The sequence below is a fragment of the Maritimibacter alkaliphilus HTCC2654 genome, assembly GCF_000152805.1.
GTDB lineage: Bacteria > Pseudomonadota > Alphaproteobacteria > Rhodobacterales > Rhodobacteraceae > Maritimibacter > Maritimibacter alkaliphilus.
Map to the genome: position 1 here is coordinate 32,139 of NZ_CH902578.1, position 22,814 is coordinate 54,952.

General features: G+C 65.2%; 26 protein-coding genes. 15 read left to right on the forward strand and 11 right to left on the reverse strand.

Annotation, left to right across the window (positions count from 1 at the left end; translation table 11 throughout):
- Positions 1-26 precede the first annotated feature (26 nt).
- From RB2654_RS01185 to cobT, 3 genes are read right to left on the reverse strand one after another with little or no spacing between them, the layout of a single operon-like run.
- Positions 27-368, reverse strand: coding sequence for a DUF427 domain-containing protein (locus tag RB2654_RS01185; protein ID WP_008327774.1), 342 nt, complete (start codon positions 366-368; stop codon positions 27-29).
- Positions 369-426: 58 nt separating this feature from the next.
- Positions 427-2,229, reverse strand: a complete 1,803-nt coding sequence (locus RB2654_RS01190) for an aminopeptidase P family protein (RefSeq protein ID WP_008327775.1) — start codon at positions 2,227-2,229, stop codon at positions 427-429.
- Positions 2,229-4,106 (reverse strand): cobaltochelatase subunit CobT, encoded by a 1,878-nt coding sequence (gene cobT / locus RB2654_RS01195; protein ID WP_008327776.1) that lies wholly within the window; start codon positions 4,104-4,106, stop codon positions 2,229-2,231. The genes RB2654_RS01190 and cobT overlap by 1 nt, the downstream gene beginning before the upstream one ends.
- A 172-nt stretch (positions 4,107-4,278) precedes the next feature.
- Here cobT and RB2654_RS01200 point away from each other — a divergent pair, with 172 nt between their 5' ends.
- Positions 4,279-4,881 (forward strand): NADPH-dependent FMN reductase, encoded by a 603-nt coding sequence (locus tag RB2654_RS01200; RefSeq protein WP_008327777.1) that lies wholly within the window; start codon positions 4,279-4,281, stop codon positions 4,879-4,881.
- A gap of 72 nt (positions 4,882-4,953) precedes the next feature.
- Here the strand turns inward: RB2654_RS01200 and RB2654_RS01205 are convergent, their stop codons facing one another.
- The 3 genes from RB2654_RS01205 to cobS all read right to left on the reverse strand — a co-directional run bounded on the left by RB2654_RS01205 (position 4,954) and on the right by cobS (position 7,634).
- Complete coding sequence (locus RB2654_RS01205) at positions 4,954-5,328, reverse strand: hypothetical protein (RefSeq protein ID WP_008327778.1); 375 nt, start codon at positions 5,326-5,328, stop codon at positions 4,954-4,956.
- A 265-nt stretch (positions 5,329-5,593) separates the two neighbouring features.
- On the reverse strand, positions 5,594-6,592 hold the full coding sequence (locus RB2654_RS01210; protein WP_008327779.1) for an O-fucosyltransferase family protein: 999 nt from the start codon (positions 6,590-6,592) through the stop codon (positions 5,594-5,596).
- A 55-nt stretch (positions 6,593-6,647) separates the two neighbouring features.
- The gene (cobS, locus tag RB2654_RS01215) at positions 6,648-7,634 is read right to left on the reverse strand and encodes a cobaltochelatase subunit CobS (protein ID WP_008327780.1); all 987 of its coding nucleotides are present in this window, start codon (positions 7,632-7,634) and stop codon (positions 6,648-6,650) included.
- 138 nt (positions 7,635-7,772) lie between these two features.
- Between cobS and RB2654_RS01220 the strand changes: the two genes are divergently transcribed.
- The 5 genes from RB2654_RS01220 (at position 7,773) to RB2654_RS01240 (ending at position 11,226) form a co-directional block, all read left to right on the forward strand.
- Complete coding sequence (locus RB2654_RS01220; protein ID WP_008327781.1) at positions 7,773-8,312, forward strand: sigma-70 family RNA polymerase sigma factor; 540 nt, start codon at positions 7,773-7,775, stop codon at positions 8,310-8,312.
- Positions 8,309-8,986: an anti-sigma factor gene (locus RB2654_RS01225; RefSeq protein WP_008327782.1), complete on the forward strand. Its 678-nt coding sequence runs from the start codon at positions 8,309-8,311 to the stop codon at positions 8,984-8,986. Before RB2654_RS01220 ends, RB2654_RS01225 begins: the two co-directional genes overlap by 4 nt.
- A gap of 217 nt (positions 8,987-9,203) precedes the next feature.
- A complete protein-coding gene (locus RB2654_RS01230; RefSeq protein WP_008327784.1) occupies positions 9,204-9,758 on the forward strand; it encodes a fasciclin domain-containing protein in 555 nt (184 codons plus the stop codon).
- 90 nt (positions 9,759-9,848) lie between these two features.
- On the forward strand, positions 9,849-10,316 hold the full coding sequence (gene msrB, locus RB2654_RS01235; RefSeq protein WP_008327804.1) for a peptide-methionine (R)-S-oxide reductase MsrB: 468 nt from the start codon (positions 9,849-9,851) through the stop codon (positions 10,314-10,316).
- 148 nt (positions 10,317-10,464) lie between these two features.
- On the forward strand, positions 10,465-11,226 hold the full coding sequence (locus RB2654_RS01240; RefSeq protein WP_008327805.1) for an ion transporter: 762 nt from the start codon (positions 10,465-10,467) through the stop codon (positions 11,224-11,226).
- A gap of 19 nt (positions 11,227-11,245) precedes the next feature.
- Here RB2654_RS01240 and RB2654_RS01245 read toward each other — a convergent pair whose 3' ends face one another.
- A complete protein-coding gene (locus tag RB2654_RS01245) occupies positions 11,246-11,875 on the reverse strand; it encodes a J domain-containing protein (protein WP_008327806.1) in 630 nt (209 codons plus the stop codon).
- A gap of 134 nt (positions 11,876-12,009) precedes the next feature.
- On the opposite strand from RB2654_RS01245, the gene RB2654_RS01250 reads away from it, so the two are divergent.
- Complete coding sequence (locus RB2654_RS01250; protein ID WP_008327807.1) at positions 12,010-12,267, forward strand: BolA family protein; 258 nt, start codon at positions 12,010-12,012, stop codon at positions 12,265-12,267.
- Here RB2654_RS01250 and RB2654_RS23640 read toward each other — a convergent pair whose 3' ends face one another.
- Positions 12,268-12,693, reverse strand: a complete 426-nt coding sequence (locus RB2654_RS23640) for a DUF4177 domain-containing protein (protein WP_008327808.1) — start codon at positions 12,691-12,693, stop codon at positions 12,268-12,270. It lies immediately after the preceding gene.
- Positions 12,694-12,785: 92 nt separating this feature from the next.
- The gene (locus RB2654_RS01260; RefSeq protein ID WP_008327809.1) at positions 12,786-13,262 is read right to left on the reverse strand and encodes a thioesterase family protein; all 477 of its coding nucleotides are present in this window, start codon (positions 13,260-13,262) and stop codon (positions 12,786-12,788) included.
- 280 nt (positions 13,263-13,542) lie between these two features.
- On the opposite strand from RB2654_RS01260, the gene scpC reads away from it, so the two are divergent.
- Together scpC and RB2654_RS01270 are read left to right on the forward strand one after the other, a co-directional pair.
- Positions 13,543-15,054, forward strand: coding sequence for a succinyl-CoA:acetate CoA-transferase ScpC (gene scpC / locus RB2654_RS01265; RefSeq protein ID WP_008327810.1), 1,512 nt, complete (start codon positions 13,543-13,545; stop codon positions 15,052-15,054).
- A gap of 55 nt (positions 15,055-15,109) precedes the next feature.
- Positions 15,110-15,439, forward strand: a complete 330-nt coding sequence (locus tag RB2654_RS01270) for a zinc ribbon domain-containing protein YjdM (protein WP_008327811.1) — start codon at positions 15,110-15,112, stop codon at positions 15,437-15,439.
- 148 nt (positions 15,440-15,587) lie between these two features.
- On the opposite strand, the gene RB2654_RS01275 is transcribed toward RB2654_RS01270, so the two are convergent.
- A complete protein-coding gene (locus tag RB2654_RS01275; RefSeq protein WP_008327812.1) occupies positions 15,588-16,589 on the reverse strand; it encodes an AraC family transcriptional regulator in 1,002 nt (333 codons plus the stop codon).
- Positions 16,590-16,677: 88 nt separating this feature from the next.
- On the opposite strand from RB2654_RS01275, the gene RB2654_RS01280 reads away from it, so the two are divergent.
- The 4 genes from RB2654_RS01280 (at position 16,678) to RB2654_RS01295 (ending at position 20,320) form a co-directional block, all read left to right on the forward strand.
- On the forward strand, positions 16,678-17,403 hold the full coding sequence (locus tag RB2654_RS01280) for an alpha/beta hydrolase (protein ID WP_008327813.1): 726 nt from the start codon (positions 16,678-16,680) through the stop codon (positions 17,401-17,403).
- A 153-nt stretch (positions 17,404-17,556) separates the two neighbouring features.
- On the forward strand, positions 17,557-18,597 hold the full coding sequence (locus tag RB2654_RS01285) for an aldo/keto reductase (RefSeq protein WP_008327814.1): 1,041 nt from the start codon (positions 17,557-17,559) through the stop codon (positions 18,595-18,597).
- 114 nt (positions 18,598-18,711) lie between these two features.
- Positions 18,712-19,296, forward strand: coding sequence for a cell wall hydrolase (locus RB2654_RS01290; protein ID WP_008327815.1), 585 nt, complete (start codon positions 18,712-18,714; stop codon positions 19,294-19,296).
- Complete coding sequence (locus RB2654_RS01295) at positions 19,256-20,320, forward strand: glutathione S-transferase C-terminal domain-containing protein (RefSeq protein ID WP_008327816.1); 1,065 nt, start codon at positions 19,256-19,258, stop codon at positions 20,318-20,320. The genes RB2654_RS01290 and RB2654_RS01295 overlap by 41 nt, the downstream gene beginning before the upstream one ends.
- On the opposite strand, the gene RB2654_RS01300 is transcribed toward RB2654_RS01295, so the two are convergent.
- Positions 20,317-21,738, reverse strand: a complete 1,422-nt coding sequence (locus RB2654_RS01300; RefSeq protein ID WP_342779688.1) for an MFS transporter — start codon at positions 21,736-21,738, stop codon at positions 20,317-20,319. The genes RB2654_RS01295 and RB2654_RS01300 overlap by 4 nt on opposite strands.
- Between RB2654_RS01300 and RB2654_RS01305 the strand changes: the two genes are divergently transcribed.
- Positions 21,719-22,378 (forward strand): SatD family protein, encoded by a 660-nt coding sequence (locus RB2654_RS01305; protein WP_008327820.1) that lies wholly within the window; start codon positions 21,719-21,721, stop codon positions 22,376-22,378. The two genes, RB2654_RS01300 and RB2654_RS01305, sit on opposite strands and share 20 nt — an antisense overlap.
- The gene (locus RB2654_RS01310) at positions 22,375-22,812 is read left to right on the forward strand and encodes a hypothetical protein (protein WP_008327822.1); all 438 of its coding nucleotides are present in this window, start codon (positions 22,375-22,377) and stop codon (positions 22,810-22,812) included. Before RB2654_RS01305 ends, RB2654_RS01310 begins: the two co-directional genes overlap by 4 nt.
- The last annotated feature ends 2 nt before the right edge of the window (positions 22,813-22,814 follow it).

Genomic DNA, 22,814 nt, shown 5'->3' on the forward strand with positions numbered 1-22,814 from the left:
GGGCTTAGGCCCACACCGCAGACAGTTCAGAGTTCCTCGACGGTGACCCGGTCGGTGTAGAAGGCGAGGTAGCCCTTGATCTGGGCCATGTCGTCCTTCGGGTCCTCATAGGACCATGCCGCGTCCTTGATGACGGTCGATTTCGTCGGGATCGAATAATAGGACGCGTCGCCCTTCCACGGGCAGTGCGTCTTGGTGTCCGAGGCGTCGAGGAAGGACATGGCGATGTCTTCGCGCGGGAAGTAGATCACCGGGGCATAGTCGCCCTCGATCAGTTCGAGCGCGTTCTGGGTTTCGCCCAGCACGGCGCCGCCGGCACGCACAACCCACTTCCCGGTGGCTTTGCGGATCTTGATGTGGTCGGCCATGCGCGTCTCCCTGTCCCTGCCGGGCGGAGCCTAGCAGGTTTTGCATGAATGTTCTGTGTCAAAGTGGCGCACAGGCCTTGGTCAGCCAAAGGTGCGCGGGGGCCGAAACGCGGCCCGAGAGTTTTTCGAGGCAGGTCTTGTGATAGGCGTCGAGCCAGGCGCGTTCGCCCGCCTCCAGCATGTCCGTCAGGATCAGGCGGCGGTCGATGGGCACGAAAGTCAGCGTTTCGAAGGCGAGGAAATCGCGATCGTCGCCGCCGGGCAGGGGCTGAGCTTCGGTGACCGCGATCAGGTTTTCAATGCGGATGCCGAAGGCGCCGTCGCGGTAATAGCCCGGCTCGTTCGACAGGATCATCCCCGGCTCGAACGGCACGTCCGAGACGCGCGATAGCCGCTGCGGGCCTTCGTGGACCGAGAGATAAGACCCGACGCCATGCCCGGTGCCGTGGTTGAAATCCTGATGCGCGAGCCAAAGCGGATAGCGCGCCAGCGCATCCAGATGTGCGCCAGCCACGCCGCGCGGGAAGCGCGCACGGGAGATCGCGATCATCCCCTTGAGAACACGGGTGAAGGCCGCGCGCTCGTCGTCCCCGACGTCGCCCACGGGCAGGGTGCGGGTGATGTCGGTCGTGCCGTCCAGATACTGCGCGCCGCTGTCGAGCACGACAAGGTCGCCGGTTTCCAGCGTCCGGTTCGACTCCCGCGTCACGCGGTAATGCATGATCGCGCCGTTCGGCCCTGACCCGCAGATCGTATCGAACGAGATGTCGCGCAATTCGTTGGACGCCCGGCGCTGGGTTTCCAGTTCGGTCACGAGGTCGATCTCGGTCAGCCCGCCAAGCGGCGCGGTGGCGTCATACCACGTCAGGAACTCGACCAAAGCGGCGGCATCGCGCAGATGGGCCGCGCGGGCGCCCTCAAGCTCGGCCGGGTTTTTGCGGGCTTTGGGCAGGGCGCAGGGGTCCTGACCCCAATCCACCGCGATGCCTTCGGCGTCGAGAATGCGCGAGACGGCGATGGGCGCGGTCGCCTTGTCGACGCGCACCGGGCCGATGAGATCGCAAAGAGCCTCGGCGAATTCCGCGATATCCGTGAACGCCACTTCGTCGCCGAAGGGCGCGATCCCATCGAGCGGGCGGGTGGGTTCGGTGAAGACAAGGCAGCGCCCCTCGTCGGTCACGATGGCGAAAGCCTGCATCACGGGCACGCGCGGAATGTCGGCGCCGCGGATGTTCAGAAGCCAGCAGATCGAATCCGGCGCGCTCAGAACCGCGGCCTGCTGGCCCTCGGATTTCAGCGTCTCGACCACGGCGGCGAGTTTTTCGACGGTGGTCTTGCCCGCGAACTCGATCGGTTGATCGAAGATCGGTTCGGCGGGCGGGGCCGGACGATCCTCCCATATCCGGTCGACGAGGTTGTCGGTCTGAACCAGTTCGATGCCTTTGCCGCGCAGCGCCTTTTCGATGGCCTCGATTTCGCCCGCCGTGTGCAGCCACGGGTCGAACCCGACCCTGGCCCCTTTGTCCAGCCGCTCGGCAAGCCAGACGCCCGGCTTCACTTCGGGCCAGTCGACGGGGGTGTAGGCGGCAAGATCGACCTGTCCGCGCACCTGATTGCGGTAGCGCCCGTCGACGAAGACGCCCGCCTGATCGCCAAGCGCGATGCAGAACCCGGCCGAGCCCGTGAACCCGGTGAGCCACGCGAGCCGCGCGTCGCAATCGGCCACGTATTCGCCCTGATAGGCGTCGGCGCGCGGGACGAAGAACCCGTCCAGCCCGTCCGCGGCCATCTCGGCGCGCAGCCGCTCCAGCCGGGCCGCGCCCTTGGTCGGGTCTGACGAAGTCTCGAAGGTCTGAAACATCAGGAGGCTTTCCGAATGCCCATGATCCGCGCTCGGGCGCGGGGGTCGCTGTCGAAAAGCGCGGCGAGCTGTTCGGTCATCGCCCCGGCGAGTTGTTCGACATCGGTGATGGTCACCGCCCGGTCGTAATAACGCGTCACGTCATGGCCGATCCCGATGGCGAGCAGTTCGACGAACTTCTTCTTCTCGACCATCGCGATCACGTCGCGCAGGTGCTTTTCAAGGTAATTCGCGGGGTTCACCGAAAGCGTCGAGTCGTCCACGGGCGCACCGTCCGAGATCACCATGAGGATCTTGCGCGCCTCGGGGCGGCCCACGAGCCGCTTGTGCGCCCATTCCAGCGCCTCGCCGTCGATGTTCTCTTTCAGCAGGCCCTCTTTCATCATGAGGCCAAGGTTCGTGCGGGTGCGCCGCATCGGCGCGTCGGCGGATTTGTAGATGATGTGGCGCAGGTCGTTCAGACGACCGGGGGCTTGCGGGCGCCCATCGGCCAGCCATTTTTCGCGGCTCTGGCCGCCCTTCCACGCGCGGGTGGTGAAGCCGAGAATCTCGACCTTCACGTCACAGCGTTCCAGCGTGCGGGCGAGCACGTCGGCGCAGATCGCGGCGATGGAGATCGGGCGACCGCGCATCGAGCCGGAGTTGTCCAGAAGCAGCGTCACGACCGTATCGCGAAATTCCATGTCCTTTTCGATCTTGAACGACAGCGGCGTGGTCGGGTTCGCGACGACGCGCGCAAGGCGCCCGGCGTCCAGCACGCCCTCTTCCTTGTCGAATTCCCACGACCGGTTCTGCTGGGCCTGAAGCCTGCGTTGCAGCTTGTTGGCCAGCCGTCCGACCGCGCCTTTCAGCGGTTCGAGTTGCTGGTCGAGATAGGCGCGCAGGCGTTCGAGCTCGGCAGGTTCGGCCAGATCCTCGGCCGAGATTTCCTCGTCATGGTCCGAGAAGAACACCTTGTAGTTCGGATCGGCTTCGGAGGCCGGGGGCGGGGGCGGCGGTTCGTGCGGGGCGTCGGCATCGGGCAGTTCGGCCTCGTCGCCCATTTCCTCGTCCGACAGTTCGTCCATCGAGACCTGAGCCTGACTTTCGTCCTGCTGCTGTTCCTGCTCCTGTTCGGGCGTCGCACCGGACTCGTCCTCTTCCGTGCTTTCGTCCTGCCCTTCTTCCTGATCCTGCTGGTCTTCGTCCTCCTCGGCCTGATCGTCCGAGTCGTCGTCCATGTTGTCGTCGGGGTCATCGCCCAACTGGTCGCCGTAACCCAGATCGTCGATGACCTGTCGCGTGAACTTGGCGAATGTCGACTGATCGTTCAGCTTGTCTTGAAGGTCTTCGAACGTGTCGCCGGCCTGACCTTCGATGAAGTCGCGCCACAGATCGAGCACGTTGGACGCGCCCAGCGGCAGATCGCGGCCCGTGGCGGCGTTGCGCACGAAATACCCGGCGGCTTCTGCCAGCGGCGCGTCGGTCTGCTGCGTGATCCCCACGTAGCCGCGTTTCATCGCGTCATCCGCGATCTTGTGGTCGATGTTCGACGCCGTGCCGGGCATGACGCGCGCGCCCATCGCCTCGCATCGGGCGGTTTCCATCGCCTCGTAGATCGCGCGGGCCATGTCGCCCGATGGCGCATAGCGGGCGTGGGTCGCGGTGTCGTGGAACTTGTGACGCATGGCGAGCGCATCGGCGGTGCCCCGCGCCAGCAGAACTTCGTCGCGCGACATGCGGCGGGTGACTTGCGGCAGGCGCATCGTATCGCCCGACGTGCCCGACGGGTCGACCGAATAGGTCACCTGAAGATCATGGTCGTCCGCCATCACCTTGGTCGCCTCGGCGAGGGCCTTTTTGAACGGGTCGGCGGGGTTGTCGGAACTCTTGGCCATGGCAGAGTTAAATCACCGGGTCAGGGCGGGGGCAAGCCGTGACGCGCCGTGCGACGCGATTGCCTGACGTCGCACAGAGTCTGCGCATTTGCGCACCAATCCACCGATTGAAAGGGGGTCACTGTGCGATCAGATTGAGGTCAGAACAGACATCATCCTCTGGAGAGAGATCATGACCAAACCCCGTATCGCCCTCATCATCGGTTCGACGCGCGAGACGCGTTTCGCCGACAAACCCGCCGCTTGGCTTCTGGAAAAGGCTCAGGCCCGCACCGATATCGACGTCGAACTCGTCGACCTGCGCGACTATGACCTGCCGCTCTTCAACGAGGTCGCGTCGAACATGTGGGCGCCGTCGCAGGATCCGAACGTCCTGAAATGGCAGAAGAAAATCGCTGAATTCGACGGCTACATCTTCCTCGTCGCCGAATACAACCACTCGATCACCGGCGCGCTGAAGAACGCGCTCGATCAGGCCTATGTCGAATGGGTGCACAAGCCGATGGCCGCGATGGGCTATGGTGGCGTCGGCGCGGCGCGCGCGGTCGAGCATCTGCGCGGCATCGGTGTCGAGCTTCAGATGGCGCCGATCCGGCACGCCGTGCACCTTGGCGGTGGCGAATTGATGAAGGTTCACCCGATGGGGCAGGACGGCCCGATGTCCGAGGTGGACGAGGTGCTTGCACCCTCCGCGACCGCGATGCTCGACGATCTGGTGTGGTGGGCGAATGCCACCATGGCGGCCCGCGCCGAAGATCAGGCGAAAGCGGCCTGAGGTCAGGCATCCTGACGAGAACGACCTAAGACCCGCCCATCGTGGCGGGTCTTTCGCATCCGGCGCAGAGCCCTAGGACAGGATCAGCGCCCGACAACTCCCGATCTCGACCGCCGCCCGTTCCGTCGCCCAAGCCGCATCCGCGCTGTCGGCGTTGAAATGCGCTCGGGTCAGAAGGACGTTCTGGGCATGTTTCGCCTCGATCCGCGTGGCAAGCGCCAAACGACGGTCTTCCGGTGGCACGACCGCTTCGAGAAGCGAGATCATGGCGGCGCGTTCCGCCTGCGTCCGGTCCGCTGCGGGATCACCGAGGAGCCATTGAAACTCCATCTGTGCAGAGAACCGCCCGGTGCAGGAGGCGAACTGCCGAACCAGATCGCTGGTGCCGGCGGTGAGAGCCGACGGGAGCAGCAGGGTCGCAAGACCGGCCTGCAAGATTGTTTTCATTCTGCTCATGTTTTGAGCTTTCCAGAAAATATGTGCCAATCAAGCACGCATTTCTGAAAGAATGATAAATTTGCCGCGCGTGCCTGACGTTACGAACGCAACGCGACTCATAAGGATTTGGTTTCGGTAGGTTTCTTTTGATCGAATGGTCAAAGTCCTGTTGCGCATAGGACACGCAGAAACCAGAAGGGCGGCGGGACAACCGCGTGATCCGTGCGCGGCCGATCACTCCCTGCCGCCGTCCTCAGGCGGAAGGGCAGGCGGCTCAGCCCTTGGCGGCCTGCTTTTGCTGGGCCAGCTCGGCGCGCATCCGTTCCTTGTATTTGCCCATGATCGGCTCATAGACAAAGGTGCTCGGCATGTCCGGTGCGGCACAGAGAACGTAGTTCGACACGTTCGAATTGCCGTGCACGAAGTGGCGCGCGCGGGCGAGCAGCATGGCCTCGACCAGCACGTCGAGGCCCAGTTTGAACGGCGAGTACACCGCGCCTTCGTTCTCGGGGTGGCTTTCGTGCATTTCCCCGAAACGCGACCGTGTCGAGGGATAGGTCACGACGCGTTTGCCGAATTCCCGCCGCACGCGGTCGATCACGTCCTGCGAGTCGGAGCAGGCAAAGACCAGCGCGCGCCGGTTCTGCCGAAGCGCCCGGCGCACGGCCTTGAAGTAGAACTTGTAAGGGATCGGCTCACCGGGTTGGAGCAGGTCGCGCATCACATCGGCGCCACCGTGCAGACGCCCCGGCCCGCGCAGGTGCAGCCCCACGAAGGGCCGGTTCAGGAACGCCGTCTGGAAATCGTCGGCCATGGCGCGGACATAGGCTTTCGGACGGATGAACTTGGTCAGGATGCTGTGGCCCAGATGCCGGTCTTTGGGCAGATCCTGCGACTCGGCGATTCCGCGAAAGATACGCGGCGAAAAGATGTGCTCGGTCGAGGTGACGGTGCCCGGATACAGCGAGTTGATGCCGGTGAGCTTCCCGATCGGCCCCGCATAGTCGGTCATCGGCGGCTCGAAGAAATATTCCCACGGGTCGCCCCGCATCTCGGGGTCTTTGTAGACGCTCTCGGGCCAGCGCACGACGACATCGTGGCCATCCTGTTCGGCGAGGTGCAGCAGGTGCCCGGCGGTCGAGACCGCCCGGAACATGCCGCCCTTGGTCATGACCAAGCGGATCGGCAGCTTTTCGGTGTCGGGTGTATCGTCCGGCTTCGGCGAGGCGGGCGTGGCGACCGCTTGGGTCGTTTCAGGCACTCCGTCGGTCACTCTTCCATCCTCAACTCACCCGGAACCCGGCAGGCCCCCAATATGGGCCGCCCGGTCAGACGATCGCCACGTTGGCGGCGCTTTCCGGCAATTCCTCGTCAAAACACCGCTGGTAGAACTCGGCCACCGTCTGCCGCTCAAGCTCGTCGCATTTGTTGAGGAACGTCAGGCGGAAGGCATAGCCCACATCGCGGAAAATCTCGGCGTTCTGCGCCCAGTTGATGACGGTCCGGGGGCTCATCACCGTGGACAGATCGCCATTCATGAACGCCGTGCGCGTCAGGTCCGCGACGGTCACCATCTGGCCCACCTGCTTGCGGCCCTTTTCGGTGTTGTAATGCGGGGCCTTGGCCAGAACGATGGCCGCCTCGGCGTCGTGGCGCAGGTAGTTCAGGGTCGCGACCAGCGACCAGCGGTCCATCTGCGCCTGGTTGATCTGCTGGACCCCGTGATACAGCCCGGTCGTGTCGCCCAAGCCTACGGTGTTCGACGTGGCGAACAGGCGGAAGAATTTGTTCGGCGTGATGATCTCGTTCTGGTCGAGCAGCGTCAGCTTGCCGTCATGCTCCAGCACGCGCTGGATCACGAACATCACGTCAGCGCGGCCCGCGTCGTATTCATCGAACACGATGGCGACGGGGTTGCGCAGCGCCCAGGGCAGGATGCCCTCGTGAAACTCGGTGACCTGCTTGCCGTCCTTCAGTTTGATCGCGTCTTTCCCGATCAGGTCGATCCGGCTGATGTGGCTGTCGAGGTTCACGCGCACCGTAGGCCAGTTCAGCCGCGCGGCGACCTGTTCGATATGCGTCGATTTGCCGGTGCCGTGGTAGCCTTGGATCATCACACGGCGGTTGTGCGAGAAGCCCGCGAGGATCGCGAGCGTCGTGTCGGGATCGAACTTGTAGGTCGAATCCAGCTCCGGCACCCGGTCGGACCGGTCGGCGAAGGCCCTGACCTTCATGTCGGTGTCGATGCCGAACACCTCGCGCACCGAAACATCTTCGGTCGGTTTCGCGTTGATGTCAGTGGTTCCGTCAGCCATCGGAGGTCCTTTGTCCGGTCATTTCGTCTGAAGCGGCACCATAAAGGAATGACGGGCGAGGAAAAGGGGCCGAACGCCCCATTTGATTGCGTGGAGGGGGAATTTGCGTAAGGTAGTTTCCAGAGTAGAAGGGGCAGCATGGCGACACGCGACGAGATAGATACATGGATCGCGCGTTGTGCCCTAGGTGATCGGGCCGCTTTCCAAAATCTCTATGACCATACTTCGGCGAAACTTTTCGGCGTCACCTTGCGTGTGTTGAAGGACAGGAGCGAAGCCGAAGACGCGCTGCAAGAGATCTACGTCAAGGTCTGGAAGGGCGCGAAACGCTACGCCACAGGGGGTGCAAGCCCCATGACCTGGCTTATCACGATCGCGCGGAACCACGCGATCGACCGGCTGCGCGCGCGCAAGAGCACCGAGGGTGACGATGCGCTCGCCTTCATGCCGGACAAGGGGCCGGGGCCTGAGGCACAGGCTGTCGCCGCGTCCGAAGCGCAACGGGTCGAGGCGTGTTTCGACACGCTCGAGCCGGACCGCGCGAACGCTGTGCGCCGCGCCTATCTCGACGGCGACTCCTACGCGGATCTCGCCCGGCACTTCGACGTGCCGTTGAACACGATGCGAACCTGGCTGCGCCGCAGCCTGATAAAACTGAGGGAATGTCTCGAAGGATGACCGAGACCGAACTGCCAGAAGACGACCGCGCCCTAGCCGGTGAATACGTGCTTGGGTTGATGTCGATGGACGAGGCCGCCGCCTTCAAGGCGCGGCTCACGCGTGAGCCACGGCTCGCCGCGCTCGTCCTGTCGTGGCAGGAGGATTTCGCGGGCCTCGCCGACGAGGTCGAAGCGGTGCCACCGCCCGCGAAGGTCTGGCGCGGGATCGACAGACGGCTTTTCGCCGGGGCGCGCGGTCCGCGCTGGATGCTCGCGGGTATTCCCGGGATTCTCGCCGCCGCGCTGGCGGTCATGCTGGTGTTCTTCCCGGTGGTGACCGGGGTGCAGCCGCCTGCGAACCCGGTTTATCACATCGATCTGGCGGGCGATGACGGCACGCTCATCTTCGCGGCCGGTTTTGACGGCGAGACGAACGAATTGTTCGTGCGACCCGAAAGCGGCGCGCCCGATGCGGGCACCGTGCGCGAGCTGTGGCTGATCGCGGGCGACAATGCGCCCGTCTCCATGGGTGTGCTGCCCGATGCAGCACCCGCGCGCCTTCCGGTGTCTCAGGACATCGCCGCGCAACTCGATGGGGCGGTGCTGGCCATCTCGGTCGAACCGCCGGGCGGCTCGCCCACGGGGGCGCCCACGGGTCCGGTGATCGCGACCGGGGCGGTCGAAACGCTCTGACGTCGCCGCAACGACACGGAGCAGGGGGGCCACCGGCCCCCTTTTTCGTTTGGGCGGCGCGCCACGAACGCCCTGAACACCGGGGAAAACCGGGCGTTTCGGAAAAAATCGACAAAAAAATTTCGGGGGCCTGAAACTCTCTCCCGCGCCGTTCCGTGGCTTTCAGTAATCCCGGCCAACACGGACCGGGACACACTGACACATAGGGAGAAAACACATGCTTCATACCAAGATCCTGACCGCGACGGCCGCACTTGCCGTGACCGCCGGTGGCGCCTTCGCCGCCGAGAACCCGATGGTCGGCGGCGCGCCGATGTTCGCGGACAAGACCATCGTCGAGAACGCGGTGAATTCGGCGGATCACACGACGCTCGTCGCCGCCGTTCAGGCCGCCGGCCTTGTCGAAACGCTGTCCGGCCCCGGTCCGTTCACCGTGTTCGCGCCGACCAACGCCGCGTTCGAGAACCTTCAGGCGGGCACGGTCGAGAACCTGCTCAAGCCCGAGAACAAGGACATGCTGACCAAGGTGCTGACCTGTCACGTGGTCGCGGCCGATGCGATGGCCGATGCGATCAAGGGCATGGTCGATGACGATGGCGGCACCCACCCGGTTCCGACCGTCGGCGGCTGCACCCTGCAAGCCACCTATGACGGCGACACGATCATGCTCGAAGACGAGCGCGGTCGCACTGCGACCGTCACCATCGCCGATGTCGACCAGTCGAACGGCGTCATCCACGTGATCGACGAAGTTCTACTGCCCGCGATGTAATCCGGGGGCATCGAGCAGAGGGCAGGGGGCGCATGGCAGCAGTTGCGCCCCCTGCCTGCCCAAGACGCGCACAACCATTGGAGAGGACCCATGAAACGCCGCTCATTCCTGACAACCGCACTGGCCGTGATGGCCACCCCGGCGCTCGCCGGCAAGGCGGGCGTGACCTACGAGGTGACGCGCAGCGAAGACGAATGGCGCGCCATGCTCACCGACGCCGAGTTTCGCGTGATGCGCGAGGAAGGGACGGAACGCGCCTTCACTTCGCCGCTGAACGACGAGCGCCGCGCGGGCATCTTCCACTGCAAAGGTTGTGACCAGCCGCTTTATTCGTCCGAGACGAAGTTCGAGAGCGGCACGGGCTGGCCGAGCTTTTACGACAACCTGCCGGGCGCGATCGGCACCAAGGACGACCGCAAGCTGTTTGCGGTTCGGACCGAGTGCCACTGTTCACGCTGCGGGTCGCATCTGGGGCACATCTTCGACGATGGGCCGGAACCGACCGGCAAGCGGCATTGTCTGAATGGCGTCAGCCTGACATTCGCCCCGTCCTCGTGACGGGCCTGAAACGGGCCGTGCCGACCCAGTTGGCGCGGTCCCAGCGGCGGGCCGATATGTCTGTCCCGTCCCCCGGTCCGCCGCACCCGACCCCCGACCTTGCCACCGCCCGCCTGCGCTGATTTGATCGGTGCGGAAAGGGGCGTCGATGCAGGCCAGACTTCGCGAACTTTACGAGGGCACGAGCGACCGCGCGCACCGGTTCCGCTATGGCCTGCTGGCGTTCGACATCGCGACGATCCTGTTCGTGATCGTGACGTCGTTTTTCGACCACGGCCGCATCATCGAGACCATCGACATGGTGATCGGCGTCGTCATCCTAGCCGACTTCGTGGCCCATGTGATCGCGGCCCGAAACAAGTGGCAGCATTTCCGCCGCATCTCGACCTGGACCGATATCGTGGCGATGGTCAGCTTCCTCGCCCCCATCGCGGGCGAAGGCTTCGGGTTCCTGCGTATCCTGCGCACGCTCAGGCTTCTGCACACCTACCAACTCACCGCCCGCCTGCGGCAGGACTTCGCGTTCTTCAAGGAACACGAACAGGTGCTTCTGGCGACGGTGAACCTGATCGTGTTCCTGTTCGTGATGACGGGCCTGATCTATGCCACGCAATATCCCCAGAACCCGCAGATCGGAAATTACGCCGACGCACTCTACTTCACCGTCACGACCCTGACGACGACGGGCTTCGGTGACATCACGCTCAACGGCACGGCCGGGCGAATGCTCGCCGTGCTGGTGATGATCGTGGGGATCACGCTGTTCCTGCGCCTTGCGACGGCCCTGTTCCGCCCCGCCAAAGTGCGCTGCGAATGTTCCAACTGCGGTCTGCTCCTGCATGACCCGGACGCGGTGCATTGCAAGCACTGCGGCGAGGTCGTGCATATCGAAACGGAGGGGGTGTTGTAGCCAGCCCCCACGCCGGACCTTACTTGAAGTTGCGGCTTTCCTTGATCTGGTCCCAGGCCCAGACGACTTCCTGCAACTGTTCTTCCTGGCTGCGATCGCCCCCGTTCATATCGGGGTGAAGCACCTTGATGAGCGCCTTGTAGGCTTTGCGCACCTCGGCCTTGGTCCAGTTGTCCTTGGCATCGAGAATCTCGATCGCACGGCGTTCCGTGGGCGGCAGACGCCGCGTGCCGCTCGCCGCCTTGCCGGGGTTCTGGGTCGCGTTGGCCCCCAGCACCTGATGCGGGTCGTCCACGCCCAGACGCGACCAGGCGCGCTGTTCGGCAGCCGAGCGGAAGGATTGCGTCTCACGCTCCCACACCCGGTCCTTGTTGGCCTGTTCGTCCATTTCCTCTTCGGTCGCGCCGTTGAAGAAATTCCATTTCAGATTGTACTCGCGCACATGGTCCTTGCAGAACCACAGGTATTCGTCGAGGTGATCGGGGCTGCGCGGGGCACGGTACTGACCCTGTTCCTCGCATCCCGGATGCTCGCACACGCGCGTCGAGGTTTCGAACGCACCAGACATGCCACGCTTGCCGCGCGTCTTCTTTTTCTTCGAGGCCGACACCGAAATGTCAAAACCGAAAGGATCGCTGCTCTTATCCATGAACCCACTCTTTTCGACTCGGACAAGGGAGTTTAGATGATTTTCGTCTCATGAGAAGGGACCAGCGGCAAAAAGGCGGTGGTCCGCTGAAAAACTTGTCTGACGATGTCGTGTTTACGACGGTAGGAGGGATCATGGCGCGCGAAGACGAAATCCGAACGGCGCTTGAGGCGGCGTTCCAGCCCCGCACGCTCGAGGTCATCAACGAAAGCCACCGCCATGCGGGCCACGCCGGTGACGACGGATCAGGCGAAAGCCACTTCCGGGTGAAGATCGAGGCCGATGCCTTCGCCGACCAGTCGCGCGTGGCGCGTCACCGCGCGGTGCACGCCGCGCTGGGGCCCGATCTGATGGCCAAGATCCATGCGCTTGCGCTCGAGATTTCCGGCTAATCAGGCAGCGGTGATCGGTGGGGTCGCGTCCTTCTTGTCCTCGGACGTCTCTGAACTGTCCTCGATCTTGTCGATCAGGGCCGCACCCTCGGCGGCTTCGGCCACCGTGTTGGCTTCGGTCGCGGACGGAAGACGCGGAATCGCGTCGCCCGACATCTCGTCCAGCCGGCGCCCGATACCCGCCGCTTCGGCGCTGACGGCGCGACGGAACACCAGCATGTTCTGAAATACCGTGGCGCGCCCCGTGATCCCGGCGCGTTCTTCGGACGGCAGGGTGTCGGTGCGCAGGTATTCCCAGCCGTCGGCGGCCATTTCGTTCATGCATTCGGCGAGCGCATGGGCGAACCGGGCCTCGGCGCCCTTTATCCCTCTGGCTTTCTTGCCTTTTCTGGGGGCGGGGACGACGTTGTATTCATAGCGTTGCAAGGCATGTCTCCACTGAACCTGCGCCCACGTAGCAGATTCGGAACGGGAAAGTCCAAGCGAGGTTCCGCGCCTGCGCCGTTTGCGGCGGAAAACTACCCTTTCCGCTTGATCCCGATGCCGCGGCCGGCACGTTCCGGCCAGGGGTCGGCGCTGTGCTTTTCGTGAAACTTTTCAAGACGTTCGTAGACGTCAGTCGGCATCGGTGCCACCTTCGGCCCGCTCATGTCGATATGCAGCCCCAACGCCTCGCCGGTGGCCGCGATCCAGCCGTCTTCGTGGTGGATTTCCTGATAGGTGTGAAAGCGTTTCTCGTCGAAGTCGAGCAGCCAGCTATGGACCCGCACGCGAGCGTCGAGGTGCAATTCGCGCAGGTAGCAGATGTGGAATTCGGCCGTATAGGTCGTGAAATTCCGCTCGCTCAGATACTCGGGACCGAAGCCGATCTCGGGATAGAAATCATCCGCCGCATTGTCGAACAACACGTTGTAGAACGCCATGTTGAGGTGACCGTTATAGTCGATCCACTCCGGCTTGATGGTCTTGATCTCGGATATATGCGGCGTGCCCATGTGTCCCTCCTGTCCCGGTTTCGGGTGAGCCTAGGGGGCCGGGGTCTGAGCGCAAGCGGAACGTGGGGTCGGTGCGTGAAGCGGTGGCGGCGGGTGACTTGCGGGCTGTGTCCGGGCCGTCCGACCTCTGGCGCCTCGGTGATGTCCCCTTTCGTGACGACACGTAAACTGCACCATGCACAGGCCGGCCTTTGATTCAGGTCACGGCCCCGCTGCATGGTTAGGGGCAGGCTGCGCGAGACCTTTGGTAAGCGCGAACAAGGAGAAACACGTGACGGCGATGGAACGGATCGGGCATCGGGCCCTGCGGGACAGGGTCATGTCTGCGGACGAGGCGGCGGCGCTGATACGCCCCGGCGATACGGTGGGGATGTCTGGCTTCACCGGGTCGGGCTATCCCAAGGCGATCCCCCCCGCGCTCGCAGCCCGGATCGACGCGGCCCACGCGGCGGGAGAGGCGTTTCGCATCAAGCTCTGGACCGGGGCGAGCACGGGGCCGGAACTCGACGGCGCGCTCAGTCGGGCCGATGCGGTGGAATATCGTCTGCCCTACAACTCGGACCCCGTGGGGCGCGAGAAGATCAACCGGGGCGAGATCGACTATCTCGACATGCACCTCAGTCACGTCGCGCCGATGGTGTGGGAGGGGTTCTTCGGAAAGCTCGATGTCGCCGTGATCGAGGTGACGGGGATCAAGGAGGACGGCTCGCTCATCCCCGCGACCAGCGTGGGCAACAACAAGACCTGGATCGAATGTGCGGACAAGGTGATCCTCGAGGTGAACGCATGGCACGACATGCGGCTCGAGGGGATGCACGACATCTACTACGGCACGGCGCTGCCACCGAACCGGGTGCCGATCCCGATGACCCATGCGGACGACCGGATCGGGCAGACCACGTTCCGATGCGACCCGGCGAAAGTGGCGGGCATCGTCCTGACCGACCTGCCGGACCGCAACACGCCGTTCACGCCGATCGACGACGGGTCGCGCGCCATCGCCGGGCTGATCGTCGACTTTCTGGAACACGAGGTGCGCATGGGGCGGATGGGCGAGGGCCTGTTGCCGCTGCAATCGGGCGTGGGGAACGTGGCCAACGCCGTGCTCGACGGACTGCGGAAGAGCCGGTTCGAGGGGATGCGCGCCTATACGGAAGTTTTGCAGGACGGGATGCTGGACCTCTTGGATTCCGGTAAGCTTCTGAGTTGCTCGACCACCGCGCTGTCGCTCAGCCCGGAAGGGGCCAAGCGGTTCTGGGCGGGGCTCGACGATTACCGCGACAAGGTGATCCTGCGCACGACCGAGATTTCCAACCACCCCGAGGTCATCCGGCGGCTTGGCGTCATCAGCATGAACGGGATGATCGAGGCGGACATCTACGGCAACATCAACTCGACGCTGGTGATGGGCAGCCGGATCATGAACGGCATCGGCGGGAGCGGGGATTTCGCGCGCAACGCCTACCTGTCGTTTTTCGTCAGCCCTTCGACGGCGAAGGGCGGCAAAATCTCGACCATCGTGCCGCAGGCGAGCCACGTGGACCATATCACGCAGGACGTGCAGGTGATCGTGACCGAGCAGGGGCTGGCGGATCTGAGGGGGCTTTCGCCCAAAAAGCGCGCCGAGGCGATCATCGCGAAATGCGCGCACCCCGACTACCGCGACGGCTTGCAGGATTACTACGACCGGGCGCGGGCCGGGGCCTATGGGTTGCAGACCCCGCAGCTTCCGTCCGAAAGCCTGAGCTGGCACCAGCGGTTCATCGAGACCGGGGACATGCGGCCGGGATGAACCGGATGGTCCAATTCGCACTGGCGCCGGGTCGGCGGGCAGGGTAGGCGGGCGCATGACCGATCATTTGCCCCCGTGCCCCGACTGCGCCTCGACATTCACCTATGAGATGGACGCGCTGCTCGTCTGCCCCGAATGCGGCCACGAATGGACGCCCGAGGCCGAAGCGGTGGTGCGCGACAGCGTGGGCAACGTGCTGGCGGATGGCGACACCGTGACGGTCATCAAGGACTTGAAGGTGAAGGGGTCGTCCGCGGTCGTGAAGGTCGGGACAAAGGTGCGCGGCATCCGGCTGGTGGCGGGCGATCACGACATCGACTGCAAGGTGCCGGGGATCGGGCTGATGGGCCTGAAGTCCGCCTTCGTGAAGAAAGTGTCCGACTGAGCGAGCGGAGCGGGCGGCGGGGCCGCCCGCGCGTCATGAGCTTCAAATCGCGTGCGATTTGAAGCGGTGAGGGGGCCAGCCCCCTTGGCTTCATTTGCAGGCAAATGAAGCCCACCCCCGAGGTTTCCGGAAACGAAGAAGAGACGGGTCAGTGGCGGGTCGTCTGCGTTTTGCGCCAGGCGCCGGGGCTGGTGCCCATGCGGGTCGCGAAGAGGCGGCCGAAATGGGACGGGTCGCGAAAGCCCGCGTCGGCGGCAAGCGTCGCGATCGGCAGGTGCGCGCGGGCCGGATCGGCGAGCAGGCGGCGCGCGGTGGCGAGCCGGGTGTCGGTGAGCAGGTCCGAGAACGTATCGCCGGTCTGCGCGAGAGCGCGCTGGATCGCGCGGGGGGTGAGGGCGGTGGCATCGGCGCAGGCGGCGAGGTCGAAATCGGGGTCGCAGGCGCGGCGGCTCAGGGCGGTGAGGATGCGGGCGCGGTGGGTGGCGGCACGGGTGGCCGGGGCAGCGTCGTCCGGTGTCATGGCCTCGACGGTCAGGTCGAGCAGGATGGATTGCAGCCGTTCGGCGCGCGCGGGCGCGCCTTGCGTGAGGGCCGCGAGCAGGGCGGCCGCGCTGTCCGCCGCCAGTGCGCCGAGGGCGGGGTTCAGCGACAGGGCCTTTGGCCGCCCGTCGAAGCGCGTGCGGCGCTCGGACAACCGGGCGTCCAGCGCCGGTTTCGGCACCATGAGCGAGGCGACGGCGAGGTCGGGGGCCTCGTCATGACGTAGCTCCATCGCCTCGGAGGTGAACAGCCCGAGATCGCCGCGCTGGAGCGCGATTTCGCCACCGTTCTGACGGATGCGGCAGACGCCGGTGAGTTGCAGGTTGAGGTAATAGCATTCGGCGGGCGACGCGGCGAGCTCCCGCGCGCCCTTGGTCACCGTGTGGGCGGTGGCGCGGACATGGTTCAGAACGGCGCCGCCCACGTCGTGCGAGGCGATGGCGAAGCGGAAGCCCGCGTGCCGGTCGCGCCCCAGTTCGGCGGCGAGCGGCATGAAGGCCGCGCAGACCCCCTCGCGGTAATAGGCGAAGGCGTCGCGCGCACCGACGTCGCGCCAGTCCCACCGGCGCGGTCCGTCGCCTGTGGCACAGGTTTCGTCGCGTGTGTCCATGGTCGTGGTTCCTCCTCCCACGTAGGGTCATGCTGCGCCGAACGGGGCTGCGACGCAAGCGCGGCCCGGATCATCAAGGGAGGACGATATGGCGGTATATGTTTTGGTTCACGGGGCCTGGCACACGGGCGATCTGCTGGAGCCGGTGGCGGCCCCGATCCGCGCGGCGGGGCACGAGGTGCATCTGCCGACGATTGCCGGGAACCTGCCCGGAGGGTCCAAGGACGTGGGGCTGGACGCGGCGATCGGGTCGATCGTGGACTATCTCGACGAGCACGATCTGCGCGATGTCGTGCTTCTGGGTCACAGCTATGGCGGGATGGTCATCACCGGGGTGGCGGACCGGGTGCCCGAGCGGCTTCGGCGGCTGGTCTACTGGAACGCCTTCGTGCCGAACGACGGCGAATGCCTGAACGACATGGTGCCGCCGCATTACGTGGCGCTGTTCGATGGGGTGTCGCAGGCCAGCGCGGACAACACCGTGATGCTGCCCTTTCCGATCTGGCGCGAAGCGTTCATCAACGATGCGGACCTCGCGCGGGCGGAAGAGACCTTCGCGATGCTGAACCCGCATCCCTATGCCACCTTCACCGACGCGATCTCGCTTTCGAAGAACCCGGCCGAGATGGAGATCGGCAAATCCTACGTGCTCTGCGTCGAGGATACGGCGCTGCCGCATTCGATGCCGTGGCACCCGCGTCTGTCGGAAAAGCTGGGACTGTTCCGGCTGGTGACCACCGGCGGCTCGCACGAGGCCTGTTTCACCGATCCCGAGGGGCTGGCGGACGCGATCCTGCGGGCCGGGCGGGACTGATCCGAGCGGCGGGGGCGCGGGGGCCGGACCTCTCGCGCCCCCACGATACTATAGGTCCGAAGGGGGCAGCCCGGTTTGGCGGGCCGGACGGCGTTGCAATTACGGGTCCGGGGCGTGCAAGGTTGGGGCGTTCCATCCGCGAAAGGAAACCCCATGCGTTATCGCCGGCTCGGCCACAGCGGCCTTTTCGTTTCCGAGCTGTGTCTCGGCACCATGACCTTCGGCGGGTCCAACGATATGTGGGGCCAGATCGGACAGCTCGGTCAGGACGGGGCCGATGCGCTGGTCAGGACCGCGCATGAAGCGGGGGTGAATTTCTATGACACCGCCAATGTCTATGCCAGGGGCCGGTCCGAAGAAATCCTCGGGCAAGCGATCCGCAACCTCGGCGTGCCGCGCGAGGAGGTGGTGATCGCCACCAAGGTGCATGGTCAGATGGGCGAAGGGCCGAATGCGCGCGGGGCGTCGCGGGGCCATATCCTCGATCAGGTCAAGGCGAGCCTCGGACGGCTTGAGATGGACCATATCGACCTTTACCAGTTGCATGGCGTCGATCCGGCGACCCCGGTCGAGGAGACGCTGGAGGCGCTGGACATGCTCGTGCGCCATGGGCATGTGCGTTATGTCGGCGTGTCGAATTGGGCGGCCTGGCAGATCACGCAGGCCGTGGGGGTGGCCGAGGCGCGCAGGCTCGCGCCCATCGTGTCGCTTCAGGCCTATTACACGCTGGCCGGGCGCGATCTGGAACGGGAAATCGTGCCCGCGCTTCAGGCGATGAACGTGGGGCTCATGGTGTGGAGCCCGCTGGCGGGCGGGTTCCTGTCGGGCAAGTTCGACCGGGACGGCAAGACGGCGGAAGGTCGGCGGGCCAGTTTCGACTTTCCCCCCATCGACAAGGACCGCGCCTATGATGCGATCGAGGTCATGCGCGGGATCGCCGAGGCCAAGGGCTGCACCGTGGCGCAGGTCGCGCTTGCGTGGCTGTTGCATCAGCCGGTGGTGACCAGCGTTCTGGTCGGGGCCAAGCGGGTGGAGCAGTTGACCGACAACCTTGGCGCGGTGGATGTCGAGCTGAGCGGCGACGATTTGGATGCGCTGGGCAAGGTGACGGAGCTGCCGATGGAATACCCGCACTGGATGATCGCGCAGCAGTCGGCCTATCGCCGGGGCCTCATCGAGGACGAATACCGATAGGCGGGATCGTGCCCGGCGAGGTGACTGGGGCGCGTGAAAGGCATCGCAGCCTTGATTTTCAGGGCCCCGGATGGGTATTCTTCGCGCCAAAGGGACAGTGACGAAGGTTTCTCCATGCGTGTGATCCGGTGGACGGGAACGGTGGCGTTGGTGGTCGCGGCGGCGACCGTTTCGGGATGCGCCAAGCGCAACACCACGTCTTTCAGCACGAAAGACCACGAATGCATGGCGCGCGCGATGTATTTCGAGTCGAACCGGTCGAGCCGGGACGGCATGGTGGCGGTCGGCAGCGTTGTGATGAACCGGGTCGCGTCCGACGCGTTCCCGAACGATGTCTGCGGCGTGGTCGGCCAGCGGGGCCAGTTCGCGCCGGGGGTGATGACCAAGAAGATGACCGAGGAAGCCTCGGTCGCGCGGGTGTCCGAGGCGGCCTCATCCGTGCTTGGCGGCGAACGGCATCCCAACGTCGCCAACGCCCGCTTCTTCCACGCGCAGTATTACCGCGCGAACTACAACAACATGCATTACGTCGCCTCGGCGGGGGGGAACGCGTTTTATGAAAAACGTGATCCATCGCTGGTCACGCAGCCCACGCCGCTCGCCAATGTCGAGGGGCTGACGGGCGGCGGCGAAACCTATGTCGCGATGAACGCCCCGCGTGAGCGCAAGGGCCTTCTGGGTCGCCTGTTCGGGCGGTAGGCGCGTCATCTCGGGCGGCAGGATCACGGACAATTCGGTCGAAGAGGACCAGTCGGGCGCTGCCGAGCGCCGGGCCGGGGGCGAATTCGTGCGTGGGGTCAGCGGATTTCGCCATGCCATCGGCGATGCGGCGTTTCCGGCCGAACCCGGTCGCTATCATCTGTTCGTCGCGCTCAACTGCCCGTGGTGTCACCGGGTCGTGCTGGCGCGCAGCGTTCTGGGCCTGACCGGCGCGATCAGCATGGACATCGCCTTTCCCAACCGGACCGAGGAGGATGATCCTGACGGCGGTGGCCTGTGGGAGTTCGCGCCGCGCCGGGTGGCGAGCCTGACGGGGGCGACGCTGCCGGAATGCACGGCTGAGACCGGGACCGGGCGGGGTCTGCGGTTGGCCAAGGACATCTACCGCGCCGAAGGGTCCGAGGAGCAGTCGCTGCCGCTGCTCTACGACAAGCGCGCGGGCCGGATCGTGAACAACGAGAGCGCCGAGATCCTGCGCATGTTGAACGCGCAGGCCGGGCCGCTCGGCGCATCGGATGCGCCGGACCTCTATCCCGAGGGTTTGGCGGATGAGATCGACGCGCTGAATGCCGACATATACGCCGCGATCAACAACGGGGCCTACAAGGCCGGGTTTTCGTCGGATCAGGCGGTCTATGCCGAGGCGTTCAGGGCATATTTCGACATGCTGGCGACGCTTGACGCGCGGCTGTCGGACGGGCGTGCATTCCTGACGGGCGATCGGTTCACCGAGGCCGATCTGCGGCTTTTCCCGACGCTGTTTCGGCACGATCCGGTCTATTACCTGCGGATGAAACTGAACGGTGCGCGCATCCTCGACTATCCGCATCTGTGGCGCTGGCTGTGCCGGGTTCACGCACTTCCGGGCGTGGCCGAGGCCGGGTCGCTAACCCATTGCCGTCAGGGCTATTTCGGGCGCTCGTGGAACCGCACCGTGCCGCTTGGGCCGTTCGCGCCGATGCCCTATCCCGAGGCCTACGCGCACCCGGAGCTCGCCCGTTAACTGCGCGTGTCGAGGATGCGTCGGGGCATGATGAGGACCAGCGCGATGGCGAGGATCTTGAGCGCACAGGGCAAAAGCGCGTAGCTCATGTTGAGCGCGGCGAGCGCGTCGGCGCTGTTCGTCTCGCCCGGCTCGTAGCCCGCGCTTTGCAGGAACGGCAGAACGACTCCGGCGGCGATGGCGAGCGTGGCCTTGGTCGAGAAGTTCCACAGCCCGAACGCCTGACCCGCCTGCCGCCCCGCGCGTTGCAGGTTGGCGGCGAAGAGCGCGGACAGGATCACCATGTCCGCGCCCAGCGCGACACCGGAGGCCAGACAGATGAGCGCGAAGGCCGCCGTCGCGCCTTCGGGCAACAGGAACGCGCCGATGAAACTGACGATGGCCAGCGTCATGGACACGGGCAGCACCCGGCGCGCGCCGAGGCGTTGCGTGATGCGGCTCCAGAACGGGGCGCTGACGCCTGCGGCCACGAAGAAGAGGATGAGGAAGGGGCCGGCCATGGCGGGCAGCGCCAGCCGATCCTCGACGAAGAACAGGAACAGGGTCGAGGTGACGGCGACCGGCAGGTTGTTGACGAAGGCGAGCGCGAGGAGCCAGCCTGCGCCAGACCCGATGATGCCGGACCAGTCGAGGCGCATGTTTTTTGGTTGCGCCTTGGCCCAGAGCGGTGCCGAGACGAGAAGGGCGGCGAGGGCGAGGAGCGCGATGGCGATGCCGAAGGGGGCATAGCCCTGATCGGCATCCGAGAATCCGGCGAGCAGCGTCGGACCCGCCGCGCCGAGCGTGACGCCGATCAGCACCCCCATTTCGCGCACGCCCGACAGGTTGAGTTGCTCGTTCGGGCTGGCGTTCGCGGCGAAGGTCGCGCTCTGGCCGTAAAGCAGGATGGTGCCGAGGCTGTAGCCGGTGAAGGTCACCAAGAGGCCCGCCACCAGCCAAAGCGCCACGGGGCCGATGGGCGCGATGGCGAAGACCATGAGGCTGCCGACCGAAAGAGCGATCAGCCCCGCGCTCGCCAGCCGTGCGATGCGGTGCGAATAGCGGTCGGTCATCCAGCCCAGAAGCGGGTCTTGGAGGAAGTCGACCATGCGGATCGCAAGCAGGATGGTGCCGACCTGCCCGAGGGTCAGGCCCAGGCGCGACGCCGCGAAGCTGGGCAGATGGATGTAGATCGGGATCGACGCCGTGGCGAGCGCCATGGCGAGAAAACCGACGCGCCAGTAATCGCGGGTGGGGGAGAGGGTGCGGGCCAAGGATCTGCTCTCGTCGTTGCGTGTGGCTGTTACGGTGAACCGCCGGGGATGGATCGGTCGGGCGGCGTGGCCTGCGCGATGGTCCGAAATCGGGTCAATTTCATTATTGACCCAAAATTGGTTACATTGCAGAATTGACCCAATTATGGAAAACGACGCCGACATATATGCCGTGGTGATGGGCGATCTGGTGCGCAGCGAAGCCGCGCCCGCACCGGAGGCGCTTCACGCCGCCTTCAACGCGGCCGTCGAGGCCGCGAATGCGCGGGCCGCGGACGCCATCGTTTCGCCTCTGACCATCACGCTTGGGGACGAGTTCCAGGGGCTGCTCGGGTCGCTGGCCGAAGCCGCGCGGCTGGCGCGCCACCTGCGCTTCACGCTCATGGCCAAGGGGATCGACTGCCGTTTCGTCATCGGGCAGGCGCGGATCGAGACTCCGGTGAACCGCGAAAAGGCGTGGAACATGATGGGGCCGGGGCTGGCACGGGCGCGCGAGACGCTGGACGAAAAGAAACAGGGGCTGACCTATCGCTTCACGCTGTTGGAGGAGGCGATGACCGAACGGTTGCTGGAGGCCATCGGCGCGGGCCTTGCCGTCATCGAACGCGACTGGACCGACCGGCAGCGCGAAGACATCGAGGCGCTGCTCGACGGGCAAACGGTCGAGGAAATCGCCGGGCGGCGTGGCGTGACGGTGCATTCGGTCTATAAGGTGCGCAGCGCGGGCGACTATGACGCCTACACGATGCAATGGGCGGCGGTCGAGGCCGCGCTGGACGCCATCGACGGGGAGGGCACGGCATGATCGACATCCTGCACGGGGCGGCCTATTCTCTCGTCGCGCTGGTCTTGTTGAGCTGGGGCGGAAACCTTGCCTGTCGCTGGCTTCTGAGACTGACGGGGCTGAAACCCGTGGCGGCGGACGCGCCCGCGACACCGGAGGGCGAGGCCGACACGGCCCGCGCAGGCCGGGTGATCGGGTCGCTCGAAAGGCTCATAATGGCGGGCGGCGTGCTGATCCAGCGGTGGGAAATCCTCGCCGCCGTGATCGCGCTGAAATCCGTGTCGCGGTTCAAGGAACTGAACGACAAGACCTTCGCGGAATACTTTCTCGTCGGCTCGCTGTGCAGCCTGTTCTGGACGATCCTCGTCGCGGTGGCATGGCTTGGCTACGACGCCACGCTGGGTGTCGGACTGCGCGCGAAGCTTTTGATCTTGCTCGGAATTTCGGCGGGCTAGGC

Bases quoted from the DNA above. Each gene is read 5' to 3' on its own strand.
- RB2654_RS01185 (WP_008327774.1), bottom strand. From the start codon at position 368: ATGGCCGACCACATCAAGATCCGCAAAGCCACCGGGAAGTGGGTTGTG.
- RB2654_RS01190 (WP_008327775.1), bottom strand. From the start codon at position 2,229: ATGTTTCAGACCTTCGAGACTTCGTCAGACCCGACCAAGGGCGCGGCC.
- cobT (WP_008327776.1), bottom strand. From the start codon at position 4,106: ATGGCCAAGAGTTCCGACAACCCCGCCGACCCGTTCAAAAAGGCCCTC.
- RB2654_RS01200 (WP_008327777.1), top strand. From the start codon at position 4,279: ATGACCAAACCCCGTATCGCCCTCATCATCGGTTCGACGCGCGAGACG.
- RB2654_RS01205 (WP_008327778.1), bottom strand. From the start codon at position 5,328: ATGAAAACAATCTTGCAGGCCGGTCTTGCGACCCTGCTGCTCCCGTCG.
- cobS (WP_008327780.1), bottom strand. From the start codon at position 7,634: ATGGCTGACGGAACCACTGACATCAACGCGAAACCGACCGAAGATGTT.
- RB2654_RS01220 (WP_008327781.1), top strand. From the start codon at position 7,773: ATGGCGACACGCGACGAGATAGATACATGGATCGCGCGTTGTGCCCTA.
- RB2654_RS01225 (WP_008327782.1), top strand. From the start codon at position 8,309: ATGACCGAGACCGAACTGCCAGAAGACGACCGCGCCCTAGCCGGTGAA.
- RB2654_RS01230 (WP_008327784.1), top strand. From the start codon at position 9,204: ATGCTTCATACCAAGATCCTGACCGCGACGGCCGCACTTGCCGTGACC.
- msrB (WP_008327804.1), top strand. From the start codon at position 9,849: ATGAAACGCCGCTCATTCCTGACAACCGCACTGGCCGTGATGGCCACC.
- RB2654_RS01240 (WP_008327805.1), top strand. From the start codon at position 10,465: ATGCAGGCCAGACTTCGCGAACTTTACGAGGGCACGAGCGACCGCGCG.
- RB2654_RS01245 (WP_008327806.1), bottom strand. From the start codon at position 11,875: ATGGATAAGAGCAGCGATCCTTTCGGTTTTGACATTTCGGTGTCGGCC.
- RB2654_RS01250 (WP_008327807.1), top strand. From the start codon at position 12,010: ATGGCGCGCGAAGACGAAATCCGAACGGCGCTTGAGGCGGCGTTCCAG.
- RB2654_RS01260 (WP_008327809.1), bottom strand. From the start codon at position 13,262: ATGGGCACGCCGCATATATCCGAGATCAAGACCATCAAGCCGGAGTGG.
- scpC (WP_008327810.1), top strand. From the start codon at position 13,543: ATGGAACGGATCGGGCATCGGGCCCTGCGGGACAGGGTCATGTCTGCG.
- RB2654_RS01270 (WP_008327811.1), top strand. From the start codon at position 15,110: ATGACCGATCATTTGCCCCCGTGCCCCGACTGCGCCTCGACATTCACC.
- RB2654_RS01275 (WP_008327812.1), bottom strand. From the start codon at position 16,589: ATGGACACACGCGACGAAACCTGTGCCACAGGCGACGGACCGCGCCGG.
- RB2654_RS01280 (WP_008327813.1), top strand. From the start codon at position 16,678: ATGGCGGTATATGTTTTGGTTCACGGGGCCTGGCACACGGGCGATCTG.
- RB2654_RS01285 (WP_008327814.1), top strand. From the start codon at position 17,557: ATGCGTTATCGCCGGCTCGGCCACAGCGGCCTTTTCGTTTCCGAGCTG.
- RB2654_RS01290 (WP_008327815.1), top strand. From the start codon at position 18,712: ATGCGTGTGATCCGGTGGACGGGAACGGTGGCGTTGGTGGTCGCGGCG.
- RB2654_RS01305 (WP_008327820.1), top strand. From the start codon at position 21,719: ATGGAAAACGACGCCGACATATATGCCGTGGTGATGGGCGATCTGGTG.
- RB2654_RS01300 (WP_342779688.1), bottom strand. From the start codon at position 21,738: ATGTCGGCGTCGTTTTCCATAATTGGGTCAATTCTGCAATGTAACCAA.
- RB2654_RS01310 (WP_008327822.1), top strand. From the start codon at position 22,375: ATGATCGACATCCTGCACGGGGCGGCCTATTCTCTCGTCGCGCTGGTC.